This is a genomic window from Azotobacter salinestris (assembly GCF_009363155.1).
Taxonomy (GTDB): domain Bacteria; phylum Pseudomonadota; class Gammaproteobacteria; order Pseudomonadales; family Pseudomonadaceae; genus Azotobacter; species Azotobacter salinestris.
In genome coordinates this window covers 1264643-1290537 of the sequence record NZ_CP045302.1, presented here as the reverse complement: position 1 = coordinate 1290537, position 25895 = coordinate 1264643, and the positions used below count along the sequence as shown (strand labels likewise).

Genomic DNA, 25895 nt, shown 5'->3' with positions numbered 1-25895 from the left:
TGGCCGACGGCCAGTATCAGACTGGCTTCGCACAGTGCTGTTTCCTCGTTTGCCGCAGGGTCATCGAGCCTGTCGTCGGCTCCGCTCATGTAGCGTTCGTCCCGCCCGGCAGCCAGGTGTGCAGCATGTTGGCCAGATCCTCGCGGCGCAGGGGCTTGGCCAGATAGTCGTTCATGCCGGCGGTGCGGCAGCGCTCGCGCTCCTCCGGCAGGACGTTGGCGGTCAGCGCGATGATCGGCAGCTCCGACCAGCGGCCGTCCTGGCGAATCCGCCGGCTGGTTTCGTAGCCGTCCATCACCGGCATGTTGCAGTCCATCAGGATCAGGTCGACCGGGCCATGCTCCAGATAGGACAGCGCTTCGGCGCCATGGGGGGCGATGGCGACCTCGTAGCCCAGCTTGGCCAGCATGCCCTTGGCGACCATCTGGTTGACCGGGTTGTCCTCGACCAGCAGGACCTGGCGCTGGTGCGGCGTCGCCTGTACGGTCTCGACGGCAGTGGACTGCGGCTCCTCGACGGCCTGCAGGGCGCGCGTCGCCGCCTGGTACAGGGCCGCGCGGGAGAGCGGGCGGGCCAACTGCTGGAGGGGCGCCAGGGCATGTGTCTCCTCCCGGGGCAGGAAGCTGCCGTAGGCGGCCACCACCAGAAATGGCGCAGTGACGACCGGGCGCATGCCCAGCAGGCATTGCGGACAGTCGGTGATCAGCAGGTCGGTCTCGACGCCCGCCAGGCCGCTGTCGATATCCAGGCGCCGATACTCCAGTCCCCAGCCCGGCAGGTGCATCTTCAGCAGTTCCGCCAGTCCGCTGCTGCCGGGCGTCAGGGCGATAACCCGGCCATGCAGCGCGGCGCGTGGCATGGCCGGCGTGTGGCAAGGCAGCGGCAGCTCGACGGTGAAGGTGCTGCCCAGGCCCTCCTTGGAGGTGAAGGCGAGCCGGCCCTGCATGGCCTCGCAGAGCTTGCGGGTCAGGGCCAGGCCAAGGCCGGTACCGCCGTATTGGCGGGTGATGTTGGCGGTAGCCTGGGCGAAGGGCTGGAAGATGCGCGCCTGGGCCTCCCGGGAGATGCCGATGCCGGTGTCGCGGATGACCAGTCGTATGCTCTCGCCGCCGGCCTGCAGGCAGACGTCGACTCGTCCGAAGCGGGTGAACTTGAGCGCGTTGGAGATCAGGTTGCTGGCGATCTGCCTGACCCGCGTCGGGTCGCCGATCACCTGGGCCGGCAGCGCGGGGTCGATCAGGCAGGTCAGTTCGACGCCGGGTGCCGCGCTCTGCGAGAGCAGGGCGGTGGCGTCCTCGATCAGCGCACCGAGATCGAAGGGAATCCGCTCCAGCTCCATCTGGCCGGACTCGAACTTGGACAGGTCGAGCACGTCGTTGAGCAGGCGGACCAGCACCTTGCCCGAGGCGTGGGCGACGGAAAGCTGCTGGCGCTGCTCGTTGCTGAGCGGGCCGTCGAGGGACAGGGACAGCATGCCGAGCAGGCCGTTCAGCGGCGTGCGGATCTCGTGGCTCATGTTGGCGAGAAAGGCCGAGCGCGCCTGGGCCATCTCCAGGGCGGTGCTCCGGGCCGCCTCCAGGTCGCGGTTGCTCTGCATCAGGCGGGCATTGGCCGCCTCCAGTTCGGCGGTGCGTGCCGAAACCATGTTCTCCAGTTCGCCGAGATAGTCCGTCAGCCGGTTCTCGGCCTCGCGCCGCTGCTCGATCTCCTGGCTGGTCTTGCGCAGCAGCTGGTTGATCGCCTGGACCAGAATGCCGATCTCGTCGCTTTCATGGCGCGACGGGCAGGGCAGCGGCCGGTTCTCGTTGGGGTTGTGTTCGCTCAGTTGCTGGATGATGCCGACCAGCGGCCGGGTCAGCATCCGGTTGAACACCACCAGCAGGAGCAGGGCGAGCAGCAGGCTGCTGGCGAAGCCGGTCAGCAGGGTGAGTCCGGAGCGCTCGAGAAAGGCGCTGCCGAAGGCATAGGTGTCGATTTCCAGGCGCAGGAAGCCGAGGGCTTCGTCGGGCGCGTGGGCGATGCTCAGCGGCGCTTCGAAGTAGCGCCGGGGCTTGAACAGCATATCGCTGAACACCCGGTATTCGCTGTTCATCGCCGGGCGGCTGACCGCCGCCAGGGGGCGCTGGTCGCTGCCGACGATCTCGGCGCCGATCACCGCCGGAGAGCGCAGCAGGCCGAGCAGCAGCTCCTGGGCCAGTTCGGCATCGATGTTGTAGGCGATGCGCGCCGCAGGGTTGAGGCTGATCTGCTGCAGGCTGTTGATTTCACGCTCGATGGACGCGCTCTGGCTGGCATAATCCAGGCTGATCTTCGCCAGACTGAGCAGGGTACCGAGCACGAACGCTGCCAGTACCGCCAGGGAGGCCTGCTTGTAGGAGAGGCGGTTGGTTGGCGCTATGTTCATGCAGTGGCAGGAGTCCAGATGCTAGCCGCGTAGGATAACTCAAGCATGCCTCGGGCTGGCAGAACCCTTCATGCATTCTGATCATCGTATTTAAGGAAGGATTGTGAACGTCCGATTGAACGAGTTTCTTGACCAGGCGCAGGTCCTGCTGGAGCGTCTCGAGCCCCTGCTGCCGGCTGCACAGCTCCCGTTCGACTGGAGCTGCACCCTGGCGGCGCGCTGGCAGCGCAGCGGGCGCGACGGGGCGCTGCTGCCACTGCAGGTGAGCCTGGATATGCATCTGGCCGACCTGATCGGCGTGGACAGCCAGCGCGATCAGCTGTCGCGCAATACCCGCCAATTCGTCGCCGGTCTGCCCGCCAATCATGCCCTGCTGTGGGGCGCCCGTGGTACCGGCAAGTCCTCCCTGGTTCGTGCCCTGCTGGCCGAGCATGCCGAAGCCGGCCTGCGCCTGATCGAGATCGAGCGCGATCATCTGGTCGACCTGCCGCGGGTGGTCGAGCGCCTGGCCGGTCTGCCACAGCGTTTCGTGCTGTTCTGCGACGACCTGTCCTTCGAGGCCGGCGACGGCGACTATCGGGTGCTGAAGAGCGTGCTGGACGGCTCCCTGGAGCGTGCGCCGGACAACGTGCTGCTCTACGCCACTTCCAACCGCCGCCATCTGATGCCGGAGCGGCAGGGCGACAACGACAACTGGCAACTGGTCGACGGCGAAGTGCACCCGAACGAAGCCGTGGAGGACAAGATCGCCCTGTCCGACCGCTTCGGTCTGTGGCTGTCCTTCTATCCTTTCACCCAGGATCATTATCTGTCCGTGGTGCGCCACTGGATCGCGGTGCTGGCAGGGCAGTGCGGACTGCCTTGGGACTGGGACGAGACCCTGGAAAAGACGGCGATTCGCTGGGCCCAGGGACGCGGCAATCGCAATGGCCGCTGTGCCTATCAGTTCGCTCGCCACTGGGTCGGCCTGCAGCTGCTCGGATAAACGCCCGGCACCGGGAAGTCATTGATTTAAAGAATTTTTATTCAGGTGTTGACGGCTTTCAAAAGGCTCCCTAGAATGCGCCCCACTTCCGGCGCTGATGTGAAAGTCGAACGCTGGAAGCCGGAAAGTCTGTTGTAAGCTCCGGGCCGCGTCCCCTTCGTCTAGTGGCCTAGGACACCGCCCTTTCACGGCGGTAACAGGGGTTCGAGTCCCCTAGGGGACGCCAATGCGGGAATAGCTCAGTTGGTAGAGCACGACCTTGCCAAGGTCGGGGTCGCGAGTTCGAGTCTCGTTTCCCGCTCCAGGTTCTCGAAGGCGTCGGTAATGCGTGTCGTCACACTTCGCCTCAAGGTTTGAGTGAAAGCCTTGAAGATCGAGCCGAAAAAGCAGGTTCGGTCGAAATGTCAGAAAGTACAACCCATGCGGGAATAGCTCAGTTGGTAGAGCACGACCTTGCCAAGGTCGGGGTCGCGAGTTCGAGTCTCGTTTCCCGCTCCAAATTCACGAAGACGCCGCTCATCGAGCGGCGTTTTTGTTTCTGAAGGCCGCATATCTCGTGGGTTTCAGCATAAGCGCATCGGCCAGCCCACACTTTGGCCCACACCCTGGCGAGAGTCTGAGCGCGAAGGGTGCTGCTGATTGTCGTCAGCCCCGTCTCGTCATGGTGGTCGGCAGGGGGGTAACGATCAGTTACGCCTTCCAGGTGACCGCCCAACCGCTCGACGCGCAAGCTCGCCTCTGCCTGCGTGCTCCCTCTCCAGCGACTCGACGAACGCCGTGACGCCGGAGTTCGTGGAGCAGGTGCGTGCGCTGATCCCCGAGGGCAGCCGGCCGCGCATCGTGCCGGTGCTGGCGCGAGAAGGCATCGGTGACCCTTTTGCAGTCGAGCTTAGCGGCAAGGCGATCCACCAGCGCAACGCCGCCGGGCGCGAGTTGGTCAAGGCGCTCAACGCGCTGACCGAGGACATGAAGGCAGGCGACACGGTGTCGCAGAAAGCCGGGACCATGCTCGGCATGGACCTGATGGCGGACGTGGCCGCCTTTTCCAGCGACAAGGGCCTGACCAAGGAGGCCTCCCTGACGCTGGTCGCGTGGTGATCCATGCTGACGCAAGCGGATTGCCGAGCAGCCTGGGTGCCCTTCCTGCTGGAGTACAGGCGGCGACTGCTACGGATGGCACCATTCACATGGTCGCCGCAAATCTGTCGGCGCACGCCGCGCCCGCCGTACTGCTCCATGAGGCCTTCCACAGTGGCGGACAACGGCTGATCGGCTCCGCCGCATGGAACGACCTGATACGCCGCCTTTCCGCCCTGTACTGGCAGGCCGAGCGCTCCACCGGCAAGGCGCGCGAGGTATTCGACGCGGCCCGCTCGCGCGCTGCCGGCGCCGCCCCGCGCCTGCAGGTGGAGGAGTTTGGCGCCTATGCAGTGGAGGAGTACGCGACGCTGCCGGCCGCCTTCCGCCGCTGGGTGGATGACGTGCTGGGCGCCCTCAAGGCGTGGGTGCTGCGCCGCTTCGGCCGCCAGTTCGGCCAGGTGACGCCGGCCCAGCTGCGCGCCCTGGCGAAGGAGGCGCTGACCTCCATGGCATTGCAGGGGCGAAGCGGCGGGCAGCAGGGCGGTATTGAGCCAGGCGACCGCTATTCGCTGTCGGCCATGAAAAGCGTAGAGGCGAACATTCGGCGTGGACGCGACGCGCTTGCCCGTGCAGTGGCCGACAAGACAAGCGTTCATCGGGCCATGTTCCGCAATGGCCTGGGCTGGGTCGATTTCGTCTGGAGAAGTACCGGTCGGGTCAAGCCCTCGGGCAAGACTGTCGGCGCAATGGGGCTGTCGCACATCTTTGAGGCGCGCCAACGCAAAGACGGAATGACCGAGGCGGACGTTGATCGCCTGCTAGTGGTGTGAGTTAGAAATTCGTTTGCAGAAAGAAGCGACCGAAGCCAGGATTTCATCGGCTGTCCTGGTCCACACGAAGGGTTTCGCATGAGCGTTGTGCTCGGCGATGTAGGCCCGGATGGCGTACTCCAGCGCCCGCGTGGAGCAGAACCGGCCTCGCCTGAGCTGGCGGGCGGTGAGCAGGGAGAACCAGCACTCCACCAGGTTCAGCCAGGAAGCCGATGTCGGTGTGAAATGCAGTTGCACGCGCGGGTGGCGCACCAGCCAGCGGTGTACCAGCGGGGTCTTGTGGATGCTGGAGTTGCCCAGCACCAGATGCAGCTCCAGCTCGGGCGGCGTGGCCTGCTCGACGGTGGCCAGGAAGTGGCGGAACTCGAGGCTGCGATGCCGGCGATGCACTTCGCCGATCACCGTACCGGCCTTGATGTCCAGGGCGGCGAAGAGGTCGGTGGTGCCGTGGCGGATATAGTCGTGCGTATGCCGCTCCAGTTGCCCCGGCCGCATCGGGATGGCCGGCGCGGTGTCCTCAAGAGCCTGGATCGAGGGTTTCTCGTCCACGCACAGCACCAGCGCCCGGTCGGGCGGGTTCAGGTAAAGCCCGACAATGTCGCGTACTTTGTCGACGAACTGCGGGTCCGTGGAAAGCTTGAAGGTCTCGCTGCGATGAGGGGCCAGCGCAAAAGCCCGCCAGATGCGCGAGACTGCCGTCTGGCTCATGCCCAGTTCCGCCGCCAGGCGCCGGGTGCTCCAGTGGGTGGCGCCTTTGGGGAGCGTTTCCAGTGTCGTGCTGACGACACGCTCGATCTGCTCGTCCAGAAGGGTTCGAGGGGCTCCCGGGCGAGGGGCATCGACCAGTCCTGCCACGCCCTGGTCGGCAAAACGCCTGCGCCACTTGCCCACCGTCAGGTTGCTCACGCCCAGCTTCGCGGCCACGGCCAGATTGGTGGCTCCCGGTTCGGCGCAGGCCAGCACGATGCGCGCCCGCATGGCCAGCCCCTGGGCCGTCGAGCGCCGTCGTATCCAGTTCGTCAAGGTGGCGCGGTCGCTATCGGACAGCGTGATCGACACGGCACGAGGGTCAGCCATGGCAGTCTCCTGCAGTCTGGGCAACCCTCTCAGTAGGGTTTCTCTGCCTCGATCAGTTCATGCAAATTTCTGATTCAGACCACTAGACCAGATCATTGAGACAATTGCCCAAGGGCAGGAGATCAAGCGGGAGGAGATCAAAGGTAGCCAGACGGCAAAGATCCGTCACAGGGAAACCGAGGCAATCCTCACCCGGAAAGCGGGCTGCAATGCATGGCTGGTGACTGGTTGGGAAATGAGGTCAGATGCGGGCACGGTCGGTTCCGGTACTCGTACTCCTACGCATGAATCCCCTACGCCTGCCCAGGGAAACATGGGCGCTGACCTCGCGACCCCCGGCACGCAACGGGACACTTCAAGGAGTGGCAGCCCGCACGGCACAGGAAGTATTAATAAGGATGACGCGGGAAATGCCAATGTCAATACCGACACCCGCTACAGCGTCCGGCCGCCGAAGGCCTTTTCTGCACTGCCGGACGACACCGCCCTGGCCGACGCCACCCCTTCCCGCAAGCATTTCGCCCTGTTGCGCCGGCTTTGGTACCTGCCAGACCGCCTGCCCCGATATCCGATATGGCTGAAAGGCCTCCATATCGCCATGGTGCTTCGCTCTATGCCTTCCCTATGCCAGCCGTACTGGGGTAGTTCATGGCGGCTCGCTATGGGGCTACAAGGGCCTCCCGCTCGGTCGCCTACTGCCAAGCCGAGTCCTGCCGCTGAATCGACGGGAAAGCGACGGGAAAGCCCCTTGCGCGTGAAGCCAGGGCAACTGCCGGTAGCTCGCCGCCCTGTGCTTCTCTCGCCTCGATCAGCTCGCCCTCCAGCGCCGGACTGGGCGCGTCAGCGACCCCGCCCGGAATAATCTCTGAAGTAATCTCGTAAGTAGTCTCTTGTATTGCTTGCTCGTTTTCGCCGCCCCGTCGCTCCTTTTCGCCGGACCGTTGCGCGTTTTCGCCTGATGGATTGCTCGAAAACGACGGATCGGAAGAATAGCGGTCTAGCCAGCGATTCACCACGTCAGGGTGGAACAGGTAGTGCGTGGTCGCGTCGAAGGCGTAGCGCGGATTCGGGTTCTTGTGCTCGGTGATCGCACCAAGGCCAACAAGAGGAGATTGAAGGCGGCAACGCCCATGGGGATGCCGCGCTCTTTCAGCAGGACGCTAAGCGCCTTGGTCGGCATGAAACTCCCTGCCGTCGAGTCGGGCGCCGCGTCCACCGCGTAGGCGGGCAGGAAGCCGGTATACAGCCCATGGCGATCACCGATCTTGGCCAGCATATAATAAATCTGGCTGGACGGCGCCGGCCTGAGCAGGCGGGTATAGCACTCCATGACGGCTAGCTCGCCGACCAGCTTCGAGTCGGCACCGGCTGTAGCCGGCTGCGCGCCAGGCATGACATAGGCGCCCGTCTTGCGGATCGACGGCAGCACCTCGGCAACCACCCATTCCTCGAAGCGCTCGGCGGACGGCAGGTGCGACCTCATCACCAGGCGGTACAGGTCACGCTCGGGGATAATGGTCTGATTCGGGTTTCCGCGTTTTCCATCGCGAATGGCGATGGTATTCGTAGCCTTGCAATGCTTGGCTATGGCGTCAGCGGTATTGGCATACCCCAGCACCTCAGCCACATCCTTCGCCACAAACCACGGCTCGCCGAAAAGGCCTTCGACGGCCGGACGCTGTAGCGGGTGTCGTCTGGATTTACAGGCGCTTCAGTTAGGGATCGATTGATTTGGCCATTGTCTCTGCCATTATTTGAATTACCCGCTCCCACGTCGTCGCGGGTGCGCGAAGCGGCGGCGTGCGTAGGCCTGCCGGTAGCTCTCCCTGCCGCTCGTCCATCGGGCCTTTTCTCATAACCCGTTACCACCCAGGCGTTGCTTCCTTCCCGCTTGGTCATCCAGACGATCATGTCGTCGTGCTCCTCGCCCCATGGGTAGTCTTGCCGACTGCTATCCGGTTGAACTCTTCCCCCCTTGGAGATCGCTTCCACCATCCCATCGAGCAACCGCAAAGCGCCTTCAGCGCTCTTGCCATCCTTGCGCTGGCGGGCCTCGATAATATGGGAAAGCCCCTTTGCACCGGCGGTTTTGTCTGATGGCTTGGCGGCCTCTATGCCCTTCTTGTTGGTCACGTGCTCGCCGCCGATCTGCACCGAGTAGCGCGCATTCGGCTTGCCGCCCTGCTGGCGCTCGACCGACGCCAGCGCCTCCTTCGACGTGCCGTAAGTGGCGCCCTCAACGGTGACGCTGCGCGAGTCGTCCCCCTTCTGCACCCGGCGCAGCGCCGCAGCGTCATCGCCGGCCTTCGCCGAGGAATAGTCGGGGTGGTTGCTCAGGAAGCTCAGCGGGTGCTCTGCAAGCAGCTTGCATGCGTAATTGCATGGATTTGACCACCTATTGCACCTGACTTGGCCATCTCTGTGAGCCGCATAACGGCAGAGATCGGCCAAAAGCAGTCATTGAAGTGTGTGTAGTCGAAATCCCGGCGGCGATAAGCCGCCAGGTGCGCTTCGTAGAAGAGTATTACTCCTAGAATGCTTTTCCTTGAACTAAATCAAGTGCGTCGCGATATAAGAATGGGACCCAGTACGTTGCAATGTTCTTCTCATTACGCGCCTCAAAGAAACCTGCTCCAACTAACTGATCTGCCAATGATTGAGCTACGTCCAATGATTCCCCCCAGATTCGCGCAAGGGTATCAACCTTTTGCTCGGCCTTTTCATTTTTAAGCAGTTCGGTATATTTTTTTAAATCAGGATATTCTGCGCAAAGAGTTTGTGTATACCTCACTGTAGATACCGCGGCCAGTGACTCTTTAAAAACCGCACGATCAAACAACACTTCTGCTTCCGGCTCAGGCTTTCCTTGCTCAAGCTTTTTTACTTGATTGGAAATCAAACATTCAAGCATGTGAATTATTTCGCGAGGCGCAGCCTTCTTAGTGCCATCTTGCACTCGTGAGATCATCCAGTCAAAGGCGTCTGGATTTTTTCCCGTATCGACCTTATCAGGAAGTATTCTTTTGATAATTTGTTCTTGCTTACTTGCATTACTTATAACTTCAGGCTTTTCGACTTTCAAATAATCAATTAGCTCCTGATTGTTCAGAAGACGATTGACAACAAGATTTAGCAGGCCGTCACGATCCCATTCAATGGTATCAGTTTTTACAATGTGGCTAGCTTCGCGGAATCCACCTTCCGTGATTCGTTCCCAGATATCCTTTCGAACGAAGATTTTCGCCTTTATGTTTTCAAGTGGTTTTAAATCAGCGTAGACCCTAAAGAGAGCGCGCAGTGCGGCTCTTTCTAGTTCTGGTGAAGAAGAAAATGAAACGTCAAGTCGATCAAACAGCAGCCATACCTGCAGTGAGATTTCGGCCAGCCCTTCGTTGGCAAAACTCAGAAGATCATTTACCGGGACGCTAGATAACCGCGCTTTCGTATCAGTAGTTCCGTAGCTCGCCTTTCTAGTGGCTGTCGGCATGCCGGAAATAGGATCTAATCCGATATTATACTCAACATCTGTCGGATTCTTATCCGCGAAGCTCTGAATATAATTTTTCGCTCGAGCGAATAAAGAGGTCAGCGTGAAAGACTTAGGAAGCAAGCCGGCCACTTCCAACGCTGAAATTAGTTTACTAGCCACATCGCTTGCAATTGATGCTTTACGTAATTCTGCGGATATCAGCTGAAGAATATAAAGTTTCCAGATGTAATTAAGGTCTGCTTCGTTGACGGTATTATCGTCGATGAGGCCTTGGAAGGCTGATGCCCCTAGTGGGTTCTCCGCAGGAACCAACAAAATATTCCGACCTAGAAACTCTTCAGCGTTGCTTGTCAACAAGGAGTAAAGCGCACTTTTCCCTGTGCCTTTTGCCCCGTAAATGATGTCGATTTCACCGTTTGCTAGTTTGTTCCATTGAGACGTTTTGACGAAGTAATTAGCTAATTCATTTTTCTCGTCTTCGGCAACGCGATGACCAATCCGAATGACACTTAACAAGCTTTTTTTATTCAAAATATGAATTCCTTGAAAATTTCAATGCAAAAATTGCTTGCCGCGTTCCGACACATTATCTCGACCCTCGCGAATAATGCCCCGCCGAAGAGTAAAACCGAAGGGAATATCTAAAAAGCTTACTCTAACCGATCGTGAAATGCAGCTTCAGGAGGGGAGCCGCTTCACGGCTGAGCGTCTGCTTTTGGCCGATTCTGTTGAAAAAGTCGGTACTGTCTTGGTTCGCTCGAATGGAGACGGGAAAACACCCGATTGAGGCGTTGCTACGCGAAATCTGGAGCAACTCGATGTCGGCATTGGCCCAGATTTCAACGTCAGTCGCCCACTTTCGCGGGTAAAAATCGTAGAGGGAGTTTTTCAACAGAATCGGCCGGTTTCTGCCCGATACGACCGACCGCTTTGGGTCGTTCTGAGCCGGTCGAGCGGCCTGTGCAAGTGGTCACTCTCTTTGCAATGCATGGTCATCTCGAATGCAAATGACTGGGTCAATGGCAATGCAAAACGGTGGTCAGATGAGGTGCAATTTCGCAACGGGCAGCCCTCAGCAGCCCGCCGCTACCTTCGTCTATTTCGGTCTATTTCAGATGCTGGGCCTCGCACGCGCGCGTATTGCTCTCAAAACTCGGGCAGGTGCTCTGCAAGCAGCTTGCTGGCCAAGCTCGCGCGCGACGACTGGTCTCGAAATCATCAAAGCCAGCCGCCCTTCAGGACTCCGAAAATCAGCAGCGGCTTATGCGGCCCCCAGGCGCTGCCGGTCTGCCAGGTCGCGCGCCAGCTTCTCCTCGATGGCCAGGCGCACGAACTCCGAACGATTGCCCCTGGCCGGATGCCTGCCACCGAAGGGCTTGCCGATCAGCTCGTCGATGGCCTCCACGGTATCGACCTCTACGGACACGATCAGGCGGGTCTTGGACTGGTCCTTGAATAACCGATTCTTGCTCATCTCTTACTCCTCAACGCTAACTCCAGAAATCCAGATCATGACAGCCGGCGGCAGGGGTCAACTCCAGGGGGTGCTGTCATAGATGGCACGCAGCTCGGCACCGACGGCGCAGTGGCGGCCTGTAGGCGCGTAGCAGGCGCGGCAGGCCATCAGGTGGCCTATGTACTGGTCACGCACCTCCAGCCACTCAGGCGAGGCTGTGGCAGCGGTGCGGATGATGTGCTGCGGCTCGTCGTTCGGCTGCTCGACGATAACGGCTTGCTGCTGCGCCGGCGCTGGTCGGTCGATCCATGCCGGGCGGGCGCTGGCCACCTTCAGCGCCTCAATGACCACGACCTTGTGCGCCTTCAGTTCGGCCAGCAGAGCGGCGGATGGCGGACGCTCCGCCTCCAGATGCAGACGGTCGCCGTCCAGGGAAAGAGCTACGTCTTCGGCCTGTGCTCGCCGGATGATCTCGGCGGCGCTCACAGATCCATTCTCCAGCGCTTCGATGTGGTGGCGCTGGGGGAAACTTCCTGACTCGAAGTCCTGAATGTCCTAAAGTCCTGCTGATTGGTTGTTTTTTGATCGCTTTGCAGGACATTAGGACTTGCAGGACTTTGCCTCGGCAACTTTCTTTTTATCTCCCACTTACCAGCGCCGCCGACTTTACCCAGGCTCTTGCATTCGATACCAAGCTGCCGAAGCGCCGGAGCGGCCCGGCGTAGGGCATCCCCCAATCCCTTGGGAGACTTCGGCCACGAGTCGCAACCGGTCGGGCGGTACTGCTCCAGGGCGTTTAGGACCTCCTTCGCCGGCGCGGTCATGCCCTGCGGACGAGCCTCGATCATATCTACCACGGCGGCGGCGACCGGGCTGGCGTCGATGGTGCGCGACAGGCTTTCTTGCCGGCAGGCGTTGAACTCCCCCAGGAAGTCCTCGGGCTCCTTCCCGGCGGCCTTGGCTACGGCCATGCCCAGGAGAGCGAACTCGACCAGCCGCGGACGCTCGTCTGCGGGGAGGCGCATGTCGGGCAGGATCGCCAGCGCCTTCGCTGCGATGTCCAGCAGGGCGCCCAGCAGACGCGGACGGTTCTCCTCATACTCGCGCCACAGGGTGGTTACCTCCAGGCGCTCGGCAATGACGGGCGTCTCGATGGTGATCGTCCGGTCTACCAGGTCCTGCGCCGTGACGGCGGCGGAAATGCCGTTCAGCACGATGGGCCGCTTGACGCTGATGACGCTTTCCTCGCTGTCGGAGTACAGCTTGCGCTTGGCGAAGCCGCCCCCGGTTGCCAGCACGCACAGCGCGTCCTGCATGGGCGCCGGCAGGTGCGAGACGTTTTCGTAGCTCACCAGGCAGCAAGCCCCCGCCGAGACGAAGATGTCCTCCACCGACTTCGGCGAGCCGCGCAGGTCGCAGGCGTTGGGGTCAATCAGGCGCCGGAGCGCCGTCTGCGTCGTGCTCTTGGCGCTGCCCTGTTCGCCCAGCAGCTCCAGCACCGGATAGGGCGTGTCGGGTCGCAGGCACTCTACCAGCCAGGCGAGCGCCAGCAGGCGGGAGTCCTTCGGCACGTTGGCGACCTTCCACAGCGACTCGATACTGCCGCCGGGGATCGGCTCGGGGAGCGCTTGCATCGACTCGGGGCGGACGAAAGCGGCATCAGCCTTATCGACGATCTCCCAGCGACCAGGGAGCAGCCGGACGGCGCGGCTGCTGCCGGGTGCGGCCAGATCGAGGAAATACTCGCCGGCGGCACCTGCCGTGCGCAGATGGACGGCCAGGCACTCGCCCTGGAAGCGGCCAAGGCCGACCAGAACCCCCAGGGCTTCACGCAACGACTGGTCACGCGGTGCCTTGCCGGTGTCGGTGTAGAAGCCGGCCAGCAGGCAGTCGCGGAACTGGCGAGAAGCCAAGTTGCGCACCTCGCCGGTTTTCCGGTCGCGGGCGAACACGTCCTTGTTCGCGTCGTGGAACAGCTCGAAGCGCTGCTCGACGAACTTGACCAATTGAGATGCTTGGCCCTGTTTCTCGTCTTCGCCGTTGCCGCCGGGGGCGAGGGCTTCCTCGCCCGGCTGCTCGGTGGGCGCATTGTCCTCGGGCAGCCCGTTGCCGGGATCATTGACCAGCGCCATCAGGCGCTCGACGGTGCCTCCTGCGTCCAACCAGTCGGACACGTCGCCCTTGGGCGGCAAGCCGGGGAGGCAGAGCACGCGCACCTCGGCAGCCACGCCGGAAAGCTCGGAGCGCACCTTGTCGGCGTGCTGGCGTCCCGGCTCGTCGTTGTCCGGCAGGATGACCATGCGGCGGCCTGCGAAGTGCTCGCACAGCTCGGTGGGCCACTTGCCGGCGCCTCCCGCATTGCAGGTGGCGACCAAGCCGGCCGACTCCAGGCGGAGCACGTCCTTTTCGCCCTCGACGATGAACGCCGGCGCACCAGGATCGGCGACCAGCAGTTGCGGCAGGTGAAAGGGAACTTGCCGCACGCCCCTCACCGACCAGGCCCAGCCGCCTTTGCCGTCGGGCCGGCGCTGGCGGAAGCCCTTCGGTTCGAGGCGGACCACCTCGAACAGCATGCGGCCCGTCTCGTCCTCGTAAGCGTAGGTGGTGTCGATCTTGGGTTTGACCAGGACATTAGGACTTGCAGGACATGGAGTCGGCTTCTGTTCTCGCAGCCCCTGCGATTCCAGCCAGGCCAGTTGATCGGCGCGGGCAGTGATGCCCGTCTCCCTGGCGATCAGATCGAGCACGCCGCCGCCGACGTGCTCCTCGTGGGAAAACCAGGTGCCTTTTTCCAGGTCCACGGCAAGCGAACCGCGAGTGCCGAAGCGAAGCTCGGTCGGCTTGCTCATGTTGGCGTTCGGCTCGCCCAGCAGATGACGCGCTACTTGCTCGATGTCAAAGCCGATAGTCATGCGGCCTTCAGCCATGGCGGGCCACCTCGATCAGAATCAGGGCGGCAAGCGCCAGCAACCCGATGTTGATCGCCAAGGCAAGCGGGCCGCTCTCCAGGTCGGCGAGGGCTTTCTTGAGGCCGACAGGGGCCTGCGCCGCCTTCCGGCAGCTTTTCGGGTGGGGCATGGGTCAGTCCTCGCGCTTGAGGGTGTTGCGGCGGTAGTTGAGGTCTTTGCCGGTGTCGGTCAGGGTGGAGATCAGGTCTCCCAGGCTTTCGAGCATCCAGCCGACGCTGGTCACGGCATCCTCACTCAGCCCGGTCTTACCGTTCGAGGCGGTACAGGCCAGCAGATTGCCGATGCCGGAAATTCCGTTGGCAAGCGTGCAAACGTATTGATCGACGGCCTTTCCGGCAGCCTTCAACTGCTCCGGGGTCATGGCCTGGATGGCTTCGTGGTTCGGGAGCAGGTCATTCCAGTTCGGGTCGCTCATGCCAGCACCTCCTGAGCTTCCAGGGCGCGGGCCTTGGCCATGCGCGCGTTGTAGCGCTTGAGGCGAACGGACAGGGAGGAGTCGGCACGCAGGGCGGCCAAGGCCATGGCGCGATGCGCGGCGGCGCGTGCTTTGGACGGATTGAGGGTAAGGACGTGACGCTGGGTCATGGGTGGTTCTCCTTGGACTGGGGAACCGTCACCGCTTGCGGCCAAGCAAGGAATGGCGACGGATTGCGCGGGGTTGGCCGACCGGCGTCCAAGGGAACCGGCACACCCGAAGGTGTCCCCACGCAACCCGCCATAAAGCGACATTGCGGGCACAAAAAAAGCGCCTGCAACGGAATGGTGGGCGCTGGTGCGCCTCGAACGATTCGGGCGGCCAAGCCCGGTCACGGGATTTACCGTGACCTGCGCAGGGTAGCGATGGAGGGGGCGCTTGGCAATGGCCTGACGCATGCGGGCGAAGAACATGATCCGAAACCGGATCATCTCCAGCGCGGCAAAGGCCGGGCGCAGGTGGTCGATGGCGAAGATGCCGAGGAGGAGCAGGGCCTGGATGGTCATGCCGCACGCTCTCTTGCCAGGCGCTTGCCTTGCAACGTCTCTACGTACAGGGAAAGGGCAACCTTGCGCTCGTCATAGGGCATGCCTTGGGCGATCAGCAAGGAGTTACGCAGCTCGACCAGGGTGACAAGCTCCAGCTCGCTGGCGCTCAGTTGGTCCCGGTCGCGGCCGGAGAAATTTCCGGTGATCGCCCAGTTAACCAGCTTGGCCTCGTTCTGGAACTGATGAGGCTTGGCCGTCTTGCCGCTTGCCTCACAGTCGAGCATCACAGCATCGCTCATGCCGCGATAGCCGATGGCGGCCTCGCGCCTGGCGCTTGCCCAGGGCTTCCCGCCACCGCGCAGCAGTGCCTCTATTTGCTCGTCGCACCAGATTTCAAAGTCCACGGACAGCCAGCGCGCGAACTTCACAGCTAACTTCGGGTGAAGCCAGGTACCGCTCGCCTTGCTGTTGCCGCGTCGGGTGATGACCAGAGTAATGTCGGATTTCCCGACATTACTCGCCGCCATGCGCTCGGACAGTTTCCGGATGTACTCCTTGGTGCTGTCCAGTTCCAGCCAGTGCGCGGACTTCTTGCCGAACCACTCTGCAATCTCCGTCGCATGGAGCCAGCCATCGACGTTGAACCGTACCGGCTGGCCTTCGTAGTCGAAGGGGATGATGCGGGCGGCCTTGGTCGGGGCCTTGGCCAGCGGTTTGGCGGGGCTGGCGATGGTGGTAAACTGGCCTTGCGACGGGCTGCTCTGCTGGTACAGGGAGTGGCCTTCTTCCATTTTAAGCCTCCCCGTCCAGTTGCTCGTCAATCCAGGCTTCCACCTCCAGGGAGTCCCAGCCGGAGGCATTCGAGCAAGCTATGCGCCTAGCCTTGGGAAAGCGCCCCTCCTTCATCAGCTCGTAGATTTTGGTGCGGCCAAAGCCCGTGGCGGCTTTCACTTCCGGCAACCGCATGATGCGGCGCTGCTGGCGCTGTGCTGCGGCCTGCTCGGTGTGGGCTTGGTTGATTGCTGCCATCGTCGTTCCTTTCGGTTTGCAGCGTTGCGCTGCGGACGATGGCTATTTGATACAGCGGAGTGGAGCTTGTGTCCTAATGGGGTTGGGCAAAACCCCATTGGGGTAAATTGGGATCAGGATTTACCGGCTCGTGCTGCGGCATCCTTGAGAAACTTCACCACAGTTTCAGGGCTACTCGGCAGCTCTAAACCGTGGGTTGCGGCGGAGGCTCTCAGGGTTTCATCTGCGGCGTATGGCGTGGACAGATCAAGTCCAGCCATTGCGGCCAGGGTGGCTATGATTTGCGCAGCACTTTTGCGCTCGCTGTGGTGAAGTGGCTTTTCTGGCTGGGCGTCATCAGCAAGCAACTTTTCTTCGAGCTCTCGCAGCGCTGTGGTGCGCACAACAAAGGCGCTGTCATCGGGGAGGCCTTCGGCAGGGTAGTAGACGGTTTCATAATCCCAGCGCGAAGGCTCTTTTTCTTCTGAGGCTGTGATTGTTACAGGGCCAAGTATGGCGTTGATCCGGTCGAGCGCCTCTCGCATATCTTTCGATATTTCAGGCTTATCAGTACGAGGGGCGGGTTTTACCGGGCGCGTGCTTCGCTTGTAGCTGTTGAGAAGCTGAAAGACTTTGGTTCGGTCTTCGTTGGCAACTAAGGGGCCGCCAAGACAGATCAGCTCAACGTCAGGCCCACTAGTCAAACGCTGGTATGCGTCTTCGACATCCAGGCGTTCCGCGCCAAGCATCAGCAAATCCCACACGCCTTCAATGTGCTGCGGCTTTTGCTCGTCGCCTTCATAGATGAGCACTTCTTTTTTATTCGGAAGCAACTCCCCTTCGATAGTCATATACCTTGGCGGGCCAAACTCGAAAAACGAAGGAGCATTGCTGAAATGCTGTGCGCCTAGCGGCTCGATTCTGGCCGGTCGGCCTCTTGCATGATTCACGAAGTACACAGACAGGGTTAGATGACCATCAAGTGCCAAGCGCAGAATGTCGGCTTCTGTTACTTCCTCGCCTGCGCTGATAGACAGGCGTCTTGCGGCCTCATCAATGGTCAGCCAGCTCTTAAGCTTCAGTAACTTGCTCACTTCTTGCCCCCACAGGCGACCTACAGAAGAAGGCGGCCAGCCAGGCGGGGTAGGTGATCCCGCTTTTCGCCCCGTCGGACTAGGCTGGCCGTAACTCGATCAGGCGCGCTTGAAGTCGCCTTGAATGACGTTCTCTGCCGGCGGGCTGGTGATGAACCTCGCCCACTCGGCCATCAAAGCACGGCGCTTCTCGAAGAAGTCGGAGCGGGAATAGGCGCCCTCAGTCTGGTTGCGCTCGTCATGCGCCAGCGCCAGTTCGCAGACCTCTCGCGGATGATGGGTTCGCTCGCCGGACCAGTCTCGGAAGCTGGAGCGGAAGCCGTGGCGGGTCACGTCGGCATGCCCCAGGCCGTGAAGCAGGTTACGGATGGCGTTGGCGTGCATGACGCCGCTCTTGCCGCGACCGGGGAATAGATAGGGGCTGCCCTCGATGCGCGGAAGCTGGCGCAGCAGCTCGACGACCTCGGCCGCCAGGGGGATGTCGAAGGCTTGGCGCATCTTCATCCGCTCGGCAGGCAGCGACCACACGCCTACCTCCAGGTCGATCTCGGCCCACTCGGCGAAGCGGACCATGTGCAAGCGGGCGCCGGTCAGGATCAGCAGGCGGGCCGCCACGGCGTCGTAGGTGTCGATCTTGGCCAGCCTGGCCATGAGCGCCGGCACGTCGCGCCATGCCATCGCTGGAAAGTGCTGGTACTGGCGGGCCTTGCGCTTCTCGGCCTTGCTCAGCAGGTTTTCCAGGTGCCCACGCCAGCGGGCGGGGTTTTCGCCGGAGCGCAGGCCGCGAGCCTTGGCGGCGTCGAGTATCTGCTCGATCTGTCCGCGAACCTCATCGGCGGTACGGGTCTTGTCGGCCCATATCGGTTGCAGCACCAGCAGCACATGCTCGGTGGTGATCTCGTCGGCGGGCAGCATGCCCACATGGGGGAGGGCATATCGCTCCAGCTTGCGCAGCCAGCCTTGACGCCATTTGTTCGACCAACTCGCCCCGTGCGCCACCATGAAGTCGGCAGCCAGCTTCGAAAAGGGCATGCGCTTGGCCTCCCGGAGCCGCTCCGCCTCGCGCTGGGCCTCGCGTTCGGCATCGCGGGCGGCGAGAGGGTCTTTGCCCATGGCGGTCAGCTTGCGCGCGTCGGCGGCCAGGATGCGCGCCTCGGCCAGGGATACTGCTGGATAGGCACCCAACCCCATTTCCCGACTCCGGCCGCCGATCTTGTATCGGAATATCCAGCTCGCCCCGCCAGTCTTGCCCACCTTGAAGTACAGCCCCGCGCCGTCGCCGGTCATTCCAGGTAGAGCGGCTTTCTCCAGGCTCGCCACGGTCTTTGCGTTAAGGGTTCCCGCCATATCGCCCTTCTCCTGCTGTGATCGCCAGCCCACACCTTGGCCCACACCTTGGCAGAGGATTTAGGCGGTATTGAGCGGACGCTTGCGGACGGATGATAGGCTGGAAGGCCCGTAGAATCTAGGGTCTGCGGAAAGGGGCGAAAAATGGCGAACAGTAAGAAAGCCGCTCATCGAGCGGCGTTTTTGTTTCTGCCTTTCAATCGGGCCGTGCAGGCCGCGCCCATTGGGCGGGCCTGTCGCGTTCAATGCCTGCTGCTGTCTTCCGGCAGGGCGAGCATCTGCTTCTCCTGGTTCCAGTCGAAGGGCTTGCCCTGCTCTTCGGCCTCGAAGCGGCGCTCGTCGAGCTCCTGATACAGGGCGATTTCCTCGTCCGGCATGAAGTGCAGACAATCCCCGCCGAAGAACCAGAGCAGGTCGCGCGGCACCAGATGGGCGATCTGCGGATAGCGGTGGAATACCTGACAGATCATGTCCTGACCCAGATGGCGATCCTCGGGGATCTTCGGCAGGGACATCAGCAACTCGTCGAAGCGCTCCATGAACAGCGCGTGGCTCTCGTCGGAGACTTGTTCGGCTTCGCCCAGTGCGATGAGCAGGGCGCGCAGTTGGGCGAGCAGCGCGAGGTTGTGGTCGAGGTAGGACGTGGGCATGGGATACCTGCAATGAAAAGGGCGCGAAGTATAACAGCCCGTTGCGCCGCTTCCCTTCGAGCGGCAGGGCTGCTGCGCGTGGGTCATGGGGTTCGCCTTCAGCGAACCCTGCCTTCGCCCAATTGGACCTCTTCCGGAGCGAAATCGTCGACGCGGATGACCTTCATCCGCGCCTCTTCCGCCGCCTGCAGGGCGGCGGCCTCGGTGCTGTCCAGCACGCCGGCCGCCCGTGCTGCGTCGATCGGGTCGGCCCCGGGGGGCAGCTGCAGCCGGCCGTCGCGCAGCGCCGTGCGCAGCTTTCTGGCACTGACCTGGGTGGCGAGGATGCGTTCGAAGGCCTGGTGCAGGGCGCCGAGCGGCTGATCGGGGGACCGTGGGCGATGGCAGCCCTCGAGCAGCGCCGCCAGGGCCGGCTCGTCCTCGGGGAGACCGAGGATGTCGGCGACCTGAGCATCCAGCCGGTCGGAGGGCCCCTGATGGCGACGGCCAAGGGGGAACACCAGGGTGCGCAGCAGCATGCCCAGAGGGCGGTCGGGGAAGTTGGCGAGAATGCCGGCCAGGGCTTGCTCGGCCCGGACCAGGGACTCCTCCATGGCCCAGTCGAGCAGGGCGTGCTGCTCGCGGGGGTATCCCAGATCGTGATAGCGCTTGAGCGCGGCCGAGCCGAGATAGAGATGGCTCAGCACGTCGGCCAGGCGTGCCGAGAGGCGCTCGCGGCGTTTCAGGTCGGCGCCGAGCCGCAGCAGGCAGAGGTCGGCAAGCAGGGCGAAGGCCGCCGACAGACGATTGAGAGCACGGAAATAGCGGCGGCTTGCGGCATCGCCCGGGACCCGGTCGAGCCAGCCGCCGCCGAGGCCGAGCAGCAGGGTGCTGGCGGCATTGCCGACGACATGGCCCAGGTGCCCGCGCAGTACGGCATCGAATTCTTCCAGCGTCCCGGGCTGATCCGCGCGGCTGGCGAGGTTCATTTCCCGCAGCAGATAGGGGTGGCAGCGGACGGCACCCTGGCCGAAGATCATCAGGTTGCGGGTGAGGATGTTGGCGCCTTCCACGGTGATGAAGACCGGCGTGATCTGCCAGAGCCGCGCCAGGTAGTTGCCCGGGCCGAGGATGACCCCCTTGCCGCCGTGGATGTCCATGGCGTGGCTGATGCACTCGCGGGCACGCTCGGTCAGCTGGTACTTGAGGATGGCCGAGAGCACCGCCGGCTTCTCGCCGAGATCCACCGCCTGGGCGGTGAGCAGGCGAGCGCTGTCCATCAGCCAGGCATTGCCGCCGATGCGCGCCAGGGCCTCCTGAATGCCCTCGAAGCTGGCCAGCGGCACGCCGAACTGCTCGCGAATGCGCGCATAGCGCCCGCTGACGTAGCTGCAGCCCTTGGCCACACTGGTGCCGACCGCCGGCAGGGAGATCGAGCGGCCCACCGACAGGCACTCCATGAGCATCGACCAGCCCTTGCCGATCATCGCCTGGCCGCCGATGAGAAAGTCCAGCGGCACGAACACGTCATGGCCGGCGTTCGGCCCGTTCATGAAGGCGGCGCCGAGCGGCAGATGGCGTCGGCCGATCTCGATGCCCGGGGTGCCGGTGGGGATCAGCGCGAGGCTGATGCCCAGCTCTTCCCGGTCGCCGAGCAGGTGGTCGGGATCGTAGGTCTTGAAGGCCAGGCCGAGCAGGGTGGCCACCGGGCCTAGGGTGATGTAGCGCTTTTCCCAGTTCAGGCGCAGGCCGAGCACTTCCTCCCCCTGCCACAGGCCATGGCAAATCACTCCGCTGTCGGGCATGGCGCCGGCATCGGAGCCGGCATGCGGGCCGGTCAGGGCGAAGCAGGGGATCTCCCGGCCGTCGGCCAGGCGTGGCAGATAGTGGCGGCGCTGCGCCTCGGTGCCGTAGCGCAGCAGCAGTTCCGCTGGGCCGAGGGAGTTGGGCACCATCACCGTCGAGGCCAGATCGCCGCTGCGGCTGGCCAGCTTCATCACGATCTGCGAATGGGCATGGGCGGAGAAGCCCTTGCCGCCGTACTCCCTGGGAATGATCAGGGCGAAGAAGCCCTGCGCCTTGATGAAGGCCCAGGCCTCGGGGGGCAGGTCGAGGCGCTGGCCGATCTCCCAGTCGCTGACCATGGCGCACAGCTCCTCGACGGGGCCGTCGAGAAAGGCCTGCTCTTCCGCCGTGAGGCCGGGCTTCGGGTAGCCGAGCAGCCTGTTCCAGTCCGGTCGCCCGCCGAACAGCTCGCCGTCCCACCACACGCTGCCGGCCTCGATGGCTTCGCGCTCGGTGTCGGAGAGCGGCGGCAGGGCCTTGCCCAGCCAGGTCAGCAGCGGGCCGCTGAAGTAGCGCCGGCGCAGGTGCGGCAGGAGCAGCAGCAGGGCGACCGCCAGCCAGGGTAGCCAGAGCAGCGCCAGCAGCCAGCCGGGCGCGTCGCCGGAGAGCCCCATGGCGATCAGGTACAGGGCGATCAGCGCCAGGGCGGGCAGGGCCGGCGTGCGCAGATGGGCCAGCACGAGCAGGCCGGTGATCAGAAGCAGAAGCCAGGCGAGCAGCATGGGCATCCTTCCTGAGTGGGGCGCAGGCTGAGGTACGGGGCTGCCGGAAAGCGCGACTCACCTGAGGATAGCCGAGGGCGGCTGAGTGTGGTCGAGCCGGCCCGGCGCGGGCCTCGCCAGGGCTGCGGTTGCAATCGGGGCTGCATGCCCCAATATGCCGCTTTTCCCGATCAGATCCGTGCGCATATTCCCATGAGTTCCGCTCTGTCCATCCGGCAGCTGACCAAGACCTACGCCAACGGCTTCCAGGCCCTCAAGGGCATTGACCTGGAGGTGGCCGAAGGCGACTTCTTCGCCCTGCTCGGCCCCAACGGGGCCGGCAAGTCCACCACCATCGGCATTCTTTCGACCCTGGTGAACAAGACCGGCGGCAGTGTGCAGGTGTTCGGCCACGACCTCGACCGCGACCCGGCCGGTCTCAAGCGCTGCCTCGGCGTGGTGCCGCAGGAGTTCAACTTCAACCAGTTCGAGAAGACCCTCGACATCGTCGTCACCCAGGCCGGCTACTACGGCATTCCGGCGCGCATCGCCAGGACCCGCGCCGAGCAGTACCTGACCCAGCTGGGGCTGTGGGACAAGCGCGACGTACCTTCGCGGATGCTCTCCGGCGGCATGAAGCGGCGCCTGATGATCGCCCGGGCGCTGGTCCACCAGCCGCGCCTGCTGATCCTCGACGAGCCCACCGCCGGAGTGGACATCGAGCTGCGCCGCTCGATGTGGAGCTTTCTCACCGATCTCAATCGCCAGGGCATCACCATCATCCTCACCACCCACTACCTGGAGGAGGCCGAGCAGCTCTGCCGTCACATCGGCATCATCGACCACGGGCGGATCGTCGAGCACACCAGCATGCGCGAGCTGTTGAAGAAGCTGCATGTGGAGACCTTTCTGCTCGACCTCAAGGAGCCGCAGCTGGTCGAGCCGCAGTTGTCGGGCTATCCGGCGCGGCTGGTGGACGACCATACCCTGGAGATACAGGTGGAGAAGAACCTCGGCATGACCTCCCTGTTCGCCCAGTTGGACCGGCAGGGCATCGAGGTGCTCAGCCTGCGCAACAAGACCAATCGTCTGGAGGAGCTGTTCGTGTCCCTGGTGGAGAAGAATCTCGACGGAGTGGCGCCATGAGCCTGGAACTGCGCGCCAACCTGGTCGCCCTGCAGACCATCGTCGCCCGCGAGGTGAAGCGCTTCCTGCGCATCTGGCCACAGACCCTGCTGCCGCCGGCGATCACCATGGTGCTGTACTTCGTCATCTTCGGGAACCTGATCGGTGGGCGCATCGGCGAGATGGGCGGTTTCGCCTACATGGACTACATCGTGCCCGGGCTGATCATGATGGCAGTGATCACCAATTCCTATGGCAACGTGGTGTCGAGCTTCTTCGGCAGCAAGTTCCACCGCTCGGTGGAGGAGCTGATGGTCTCGCCGGTGTCGCCGCACATCATTCTGCTCGGCTACGCCATCGGCGGCGTGCTGCGCGGCCTGGCGGTGGGGCTGATCGTCACCCTGCTGTCGCTGTTCTTCGCCGACCTGCAGGTGCATCACCTGGGGATGATCGTGCTGGTGGTGCTGCTCACCGCGACCATCTTCTCCCTGGGCGGCTTCATCAACGCGGTGTTCGCGCGCAACTTCGACGACATCTCGATCATCCCGACCTTCGTCCTGACGCCCCTGACTTACCTTGGCGGGGTGTTCTACTCGATCGACCTGCTGCCGCCGTTCTGGCAGGCGGTGTCGCTGGGCAATCCGATCCTGCACATGGTCAACGCCTTCCGCTACGGCATTCTCGGCGTCTCCGACATCCACATCGGCATCGCCATCGGTTTCATGCTGCTGGCCACCGCACTGTTGTACGCCTACTGCCTGCGCCTGCTGGTGAGCGGGCGCGGCATGCGTCATTAGGAGGCTTCGGAAAACTCGAGGATGAAGCGCGTCCAGCCCTCGACCGACTCGCAGCGGATTTCCCCGCCATGGGCGCGGACGATCGAGCGGGTCAGGGCGAGGCCCAGGCCGGCGTGTTCGCCGTTGCCCTCGCGGCGCGCCGGATCGGCGCGGTAGAAGCGGTCGAACAGTTTCGGCAGCTGCTCGGCCGGTATGGCCGGGCCGCTGTTGCCGACCTCGAGGCGCAGGCGGCCTGCGGTATTCGTCAGCTCCAGGCGGATCTCGCCACCGGCCGGGGTGAAGCGCAGGGCGTTGTCCAGCAGGTTGGACAGCGCCCGCCGCAGCATGCCGCGATCGGCCGCCAGCCGGGCATCGCCGCGACGCTCCAGATGCACCCCGGCATCCTCGGCCAGCGGCGCGAAGTAGTCGAGCAGGGCGTCGATCTCCACGGCGAGTTCCAGCGGCTCGCGGTTCGGCAGCAGCAGGCCGTGGTCGGCCTTGGCCAGCAGCAGCATGTCGGCGACCATCTGCGCCAGACGCTGCAGTTCTTCCAGGTTGGAGTGCAGGGCTTCGCGGTAGTCTTCCAGGGTGCGTGGCCGGGAGAGGATCACCTGGGTCTGGGTCAGCAGGTTGGACAGCGGCGTGCGCAATTCATGGGCGATATCCCCGGAGAAGGCCGAGAGCCTGGCGAAGGCGTCCTCCAGCCGGGCCAGCATGGCATCGAACGCCTGCGCCAGTTCGGCCAGCTCGGCGGGCTGGCGCTCCTGCTCCAGGCGGGTGGTCAGCGAACTGGCGGAAATTCCGGCCGCCACCTCGCCCATCCGCCGCAGCGGACGCAGGCTGCGACGCACCACCCAGGCACCGAGCAGGGCGGTGGCCAGGGCGGACAGACCGACGCCGAGCCAGATCATCCGCTGCATGTCGTCGAGAAAATGCCGGTGGTGGGCGATGTTCAGGCGCACGACCAGCCGCGCACCGTCGGCGCGCCGTGGCTCCAGGGGCGCCTCCAGACTGCGGTAGGCCGCGGGATCTTGGCGTTCGGGAAGGCTGTCGAACCAGATGCGCCCGTCGTTGCCGACGATGCGCAGGGCCAGTTCCGGATGCAGGGCCAGTTCCTCGCGCACGGCGGGCAGGCGACCCAGCAGATCCGCCGCATCGGTAACGCCATCGAGCAGGCCGCGCAGCACGGCCAGTTCGCCCTCCAGCTGCTGCCGGTCGAGTTCGACGAAATGCGCCTCGCTGGCCTGGTTGAAGAAGATGCCGGCAAGCAGCGAGACGGCGGCGCTGCACGCGGCGAACAGCAGGCTCAGGCGGGCGCCGAGGGGCAGCGGCCTCATGACGCCTCGCGCACCTCGAGGACATAGCCCATGCCGCGCACCGTATGGATCAGCGGCGGAGTGAAGTCGTCGTCGATCTTCGCGCGCAGGCGGCGGATGGCCACCTCCACAACGTTGGTTTCGCTGTCGAAGTGCATGCCCCAGACCTCGGCGGCGATCAGCGACTTGGGCAGCACCTCGCCCTGGCGGCGCAGCAGCAGCTCGAGCAGGGCGAACTCCTTGGGCGTCAGCTCGATGCGCCGCCCGCTGCGGCGGATCCGCCGGCGCAGCAGGTCGAGCTCCAGATCGGCGGCCCGCAGGTGGGTTTCCGGGGCCGAGACCTGCCCGCGGCGCAGCAGGGTGCGCACTCGCGCCAGCAATTCGGCGAAGGCGAAGGGCTTGATCAGGTAGTCGTCGGCGCCCAGCTCCAGGCCACGCACCCGGTCCGCCACCGCATCGCGAGCGGTGAGAAACAGCACCGGCGTCTCCAGGCCCGCCTGGCGCACGGCGTTCAGAATCTGCCAGCCGTCGCGGTCGGGCAGCATCACGTCGAGGATCAGCAGATCATGCTCGCCCTCCAGCGCCAGGCGCTCGCCGGTCGCGCCGTCGGCAGCCAGGGCGACGGCGAAGCCGGCTTCGCCGAGGCCCTGCTGCAGGGCGCGGCCGGTCTTGGGTTCATCTTCGACGATCAGCAGTTTCATCGCGATGTCCGTCCGAAAAGAGGCCCTTTATACCGGCTGCGGGCCCGTCCGTCCTGCGGCATGAAAGCCGGCCGCGAACCCGATACACTGCCGCGCTCG

General features: G+C 63.6%; 24 protein-coding genes and 3 tRNA genes. 8 read left to right on the top strand and 19 right to left on the bottom strand.

The window, feature by feature from the left end; translation table 11 throughout:
- Window positions 1–85: 85 nt before the first annotated feature.
- Window positions 86–2404: a hybrid sensor histidine kinase/response regulator gene (locus GCU53_RS06020; RefSeq protein ID WP_152386805.1), complete on the bottom strand. Its 2319-nt coding sequence runs from the start codon at window positions 2402–2404 to the stop codon at window positions 86–88.
- A gap of 103 nt (window positions 2405–2507) precedes the next feature.
- On the opposite strand from GCU53_RS06020, the gene GCU53_RS06015 reads away from it, so the two are divergent.
- From GCU53_RS06015 to GCU53_RS05990, 6 genes are all read left to right on the top strand, one after another.
- Window positions 2508–3389, top strand: coding sequence for an ATP-binding protein (locus GCU53_RS06015; protein ID WP_152386804.1), 882 nt, complete (start codon window positions 2508–2510; stop codon window positions 3387–3389).
- A 150-nt stretch (window positions 3390–3539) separates the two neighbouring features.
- Window positions 3540–3615 (top strand) — tRNA-Glu (locus tag GCU53_RS06010).
- A 2-nt stretch (window positions 3616–3617) separates the two neighbouring features.
- Window positions 3618–3693: transfer RNA gene (locus tag GCU53_RS06005), tRNA-Gly, on the top strand.
- Window positions 3694–3811: 118 nt separating this feature from the next.
- A tRNA-Gly gene (locus GCU53_RS06000) sits at window positions 3812–3887 on the top strand.
- Window positions 3888–4166: 279 nt separating this feature from the next.
- Window positions 4167–4487 (top strand): hypothetical protein, encoded by a 321-nt coding sequence (locus GCU53_RS05995; protein WP_152386803.1) that lies wholly within the window; start codon window positions 4167–4169, stop codon window positions 4485–4487.
- An 89-nt stretch (window positions 4488–4576) separates the two neighbouring features.
- Window positions 4577–5299: a hypothetical protein gene (locus GCU53_RS05990; protein WP_152386802.1), complete on the top strand. Its 723-nt coding sequence runs from the start codon at window positions 4577–4579 to the stop codon at window positions 5297–5299.
- Here GCU53_RS05990 and GCU53_RS05985 read toward each other — a convergent pair.
- The 16 genes from GCU53_RS05985 to GCU53_RS05915 form a co-directional block, all read right to left on the bottom strand.
- Entirely contained in the window at window positions 5288–6376 is a 1089-nt protein-coding gene (locus GCU53_RS05985; RefSeq protein WP_152386801.1) for an IS630 family transposase, read from the bottom strand. The two genes, GCU53_RS05990 and GCU53_RS05985, sit on opposite strands and share 12 nt — an antisense overlap.
- 1009 nt (window positions 6377–7385) lie before the next feature.
- Entirely contained in the window at window positions 7386–8003 is a 618-nt protein-coding gene (locus tag GCU53_RS05980; RefSeq protein ID WP_341873587.1) for a BRO-N domain-containing protein, read from the bottom strand.
- On the bottom strand, window positions 7961–8827 hold the full coding sequence (locus GCU53_RS26660; protein ID WP_152386799.1) for a putative barnase/colicin E5 family endoribonuclease: 867 nt from the start codon (window positions 8825–8827) through the stop codon (window positions 7961–7963). The genes GCU53_RS05980 and GCU53_RS26660 overlap by 43 nt, the downstream gene beginning before the upstream one ends.
- 79 nt (window positions 8828–8906) lie before the next feature.
- Entirely contained in the window at window positions 8907–10397 is a 1491-nt protein-coding gene (locus tag GCU53_RS05970) for a P-loop ATPase, Sll1717 family (RefSeq protein WP_152386798.1), read from the bottom strand.
- Between the two features lie 730 nt (window positions 10398–11127).
- On the bottom strand, window positions 11128–11340 hold the full coding sequence (locus GCU53_RS05965) for a ribbon-helix-helix domain-containing protein (RefSeq protein ID WP_152386797.1): 213 nt from the start codon (window positions 11338–11340) through the stop codon (window positions 11128–11130).
- Window positions 11341–11397: 57 nt separating this feature from the next.
- The gene (locus GCU53_RS25960) at window positions 11398–11808 is read right to left on the bottom strand and encodes a hypothetical protein (RefSeq protein ID WP_244307217.1); all 411 of its coding nucleotides are present in this window, start codon (window positions 11806–11808) and stop codon (window positions 11398–11400) included.
- Window positions 11805–14234, bottom strand: coding sequence for a hypothetical protein (locus GCU53_RS05955; RefSeq protein WP_244307068.1), 2430 nt, complete (start codon window positions 14232–14234; stop codon window positions 11805–11807). The genes GCU53_RS25960 and GCU53_RS05955 overlap by 4 nt, the downstream gene beginning before the upstream one ends.
- 7 nt (window positions 14235–14241) lie before the next feature.
- Complete coding sequence (locus tag GCU53_RS25440; protein WP_167520042.1) at window positions 14242–14400, bottom strand: hypothetical protein; 159 nt, start codon at window positions 14398–14400, stop codon at window positions 14242–14244.
- 3 nt (window positions 14401–14403) lie between these two features.
- Window positions 14404–14706 (bottom strand): hypothetical protein, encoded by a 303-nt coding sequence (locus GCU53_RS05950; protein WP_152386796.1) that lies wholly within the window; start codon window positions 14704–14706, stop codon window positions 14404–14406.
- Window positions 14703–15272: a hypothetical protein gene (locus tag GCU53_RS05945; RefSeq protein WP_152386795.1), complete on the bottom strand. Its 570-nt coding sequence runs from the start codon at window positions 15270–15272 to the stop codon at window positions 14703–14705. The genes GCU53_RS05950 and GCU53_RS05945 overlap by 4 nt, the downstream gene beginning before the upstream one ends.
- Complete coding sequence (locus GCU53_RS05940) at window positions 15269–16045, bottom strand: KilA-N domain-containing protein (RefSeq protein WP_152386794.1); 777 nt, start codon at window positions 16043–16045, stop codon at window positions 15269–15271. Before GCU53_RS05940 ends, GCU53_RS05945 begins: the two co-directional genes overlap by 4 nt.
- A 1-nt stretch (window position 16046) precedes the next feature.
- Window positions 16047–16283, bottom strand: a complete 237-nt coding sequence (locus GCU53_RS05935) for a helix-turn-helix transcriptional regulator (RefSeq protein WP_152386793.1) — start codon at window positions 16281–16283, stop codon at window positions 16047–16049.
- A gap of 113 nt (window positions 16284–16396) precedes the next feature.
- Complete coding sequence (locus tag GCU53_RS05930; protein WP_152386792.1) at window positions 16397–17356, bottom strand: hypothetical protein; 960 nt, start codon at window positions 17354–17356, stop codon at window positions 16397–16399.
- Between the two features lie 99 nt (window positions 17357–17455).
- A complete protein-coding gene (locus tag GCU53_RS05925; RefSeq protein ID WP_152386791.1) occupies window positions 17456–18703 on the bottom strand; it encodes a tyrosine-type recombinase/integrase in 1248 nt (415 codons plus the stop codon).
- 242 nt (window positions 18704–18945) lie between these two features.
- On the bottom strand, window positions 18946–19353 hold the full coding sequence (locus GCU53_RS05920) for a PA2817 family protein (RefSeq protein WP_152386790.1): 408 nt from the start codon (window positions 19351–19353) through the stop codon (window positions 18946–18948).
- A 98-nt stretch (window positions 19354–19451) separates the two neighbouring features.
- A complete protein-coding gene (locus GCU53_RS05915; RefSeq protein ID WP_152386789.1) occupies window positions 19452–21899 on the bottom strand; it encodes an acyl-CoA dehydrogenase in 2448 nt (815 codons plus the stop codon).
- A gap of 192 nt (window positions 21900–22091) precedes the next feature.
- On the opposite strand from GCU53_RS05915, the gene GCU53_RS05910 reads away from it, so the two are divergent.
- Together GCU53_RS05910 and GCU53_RS05905 are read left to right on the top strand one after the other, a co-directional pair.
- Window positions 22092–23024: an ABC transporter ATP-binding protein gene (locus GCU53_RS05910; protein ID WP_152386788.1), complete on the top strand. Its 933-nt coding sequence runs from the start codon at window positions 22092–22094 to the stop codon at window positions 23022–23024.
- Window positions 23021–23800 (top strand): ABC transporter permease, encoded by a 780-nt coding sequence (locus GCU53_RS05905; protein WP_152386787.1) that lies wholly within the window; start codon window positions 23021–23023, stop codon window positions 23798–23800. Before GCU53_RS05910 ends, GCU53_RS05905 begins: the two co-directional genes overlap by 4 nt.
- On the opposite strand, the gene GCU53_RS05900 is transcribed toward GCU53_RS05905, so the two are convergent.
- Entirely contained in the window at window positions 23797–25116 is a 1320-nt protein-coding gene (locus tag GCU53_RS05900; RefSeq protein ID WP_152386786.1) for a heavy metal sensor histidine kinase, read from the bottom strand. The two genes, GCU53_RS05905 and GCU53_RS05900, sit on opposite strands and share 4 nt — an antisense overlap.
- On the bottom strand, window positions 25113–25796 hold the full coding sequence (locus tag GCU53_RS05895) for a heavy metal response regulator transcription factor (protein WP_152386785.1): 684 nt from the start codon (window positions 25794–25796) through the stop codon (window positions 25113–25115). Before GCU53_RS05895 ends, GCU53_RS05900 begins: the two co-directional genes overlap by 4 nt.
- Between the last annotated feature and the right edge of the window lie 99 nt (window positions 25797–25895).

Excerpts from the sequence above, each read along its gene's own strand:
- GCU53_RS06020 (WP_152386805.1), bottom strand. The coding sequence starts at position 2,404 with ATGAACATAGCGCCAACCAACCGCCTCTCCTACAAGCAGGCCTCCCTG.
- GCU53_RS05990 (WP_152386802.1), top strand. The coding sequence starts at position 4,577 with ATGGTCGCCGCAAATCTGTCGGCGCACGCCGCGCCCGCCGTACTGCTC.
- GCU53_RS05985 (WP_152386801.1), bottom strand. The coding sequence starts at position 6,376 with ATGGCTGACCCTCGTGCCGTGTCGATCACGCTGTCCGATAGCGACCGC.
- GCU53_RS05965 (WP_152386797.1), bottom strand. The coding sequence starts at position 11,340 with ATGAGCAAGAATCGGTTATTCAAGGACCAGTCCAAGACCCGCCTGATC.
- GCU53_RS05955 (WP_244307068.1), bottom strand. The coding sequence starts at position 14,234 with ATGACTATCGGCTTTGACATCGAGCAAGTAGCGCGTCATCTGCTGGGC.
- GCU53_RS25440 (WP_167520042.1), bottom strand. The coding sequence starts at position 14,400 with ATGCCCCACCCGAAAAGCTGCCGGAAGGCGGCGCAGGCCCCTGTCGGC.
- GCU53_RS05950 (WP_152386796.1), bottom strand. The coding sequence starts at position 14,706 with ATGAGCGACCCGAACTGGAATGACCTGCTCCCGAACCACGAAGCCATC.
- GCU53_RS05945 (WP_152386795.1), bottom strand. The coding sequence starts at position 15,272 with ATGACCATCCAGGCCCTGCTCCTCCTCGGCATCTTCGCCATCGACCAC.
- GCU53_RS05940 (WP_152386794.1), bottom strand. The coding sequence starts at position 16,045 with ATGGAAGAAGGCCACTCCCTGTACCAGCAGAGCAGCCCGTCGCAAGGC.
- GCU53_RS05935 (WP_152386793.1), bottom strand. The coding sequence starts at position 16,283 with ATGGCAGCAATCAACCAAGCCCACACCGAGCAGGCCGCAGCACAGCGC.
- GCU53_RS05925 (WP_152386791.1), bottom strand. The coding sequence starts at position 18,703 with ATGGCGGGAACCCTTAACGCAAAGACCGTGGCGAGCCTGGAGAAAGCC.
- GCU53_RS05920 (WP_152386790.1), bottom strand. The coding sequence starts at position 19,353 with ATGCCCACGTCCTACCTCGACCACAACCTCGCGCTGCTCGCCCAACTG.
- GCU53_RS05915 (WP_152386789.1), bottom strand. The coding sequence starts at position 21,899 with ATGCTGCTCGCCTGGCTTCTGCTTCTGATCACCGGCCTGCTCGTGCTG.
- GCU53_RS05910 (WP_152386788.1), top strand. The coding sequence starts at position 22,092 with ATGAGTTCCGCTCTGTCCATCCGGCAGCTGACCAAGACCTACGCCAAC.
- GCU53_RS05905 (WP_152386787.1), top strand. The coding sequence starts at position 23,021 with ATGAGCCTGGAACTGCGCGCCAACCTGGTCGCCCTGCAGACCATCGTC.
- GCU53_RS05900 (WP_152386786.1), bottom strand. The coding sequence starts at position 25,116 with ATGAGGCCGCTGCCCCTCGGCGCCCGCCTGAGCCTGCTGTTCGCCGCG.
- GCU53_RS05895 (WP_152386785.1), bottom strand. The coding sequence starts at position 25,796 with ATGAAACTGCTGATCGTCGAAGATGAACCCAAGACCGGCCGCGCCCTG.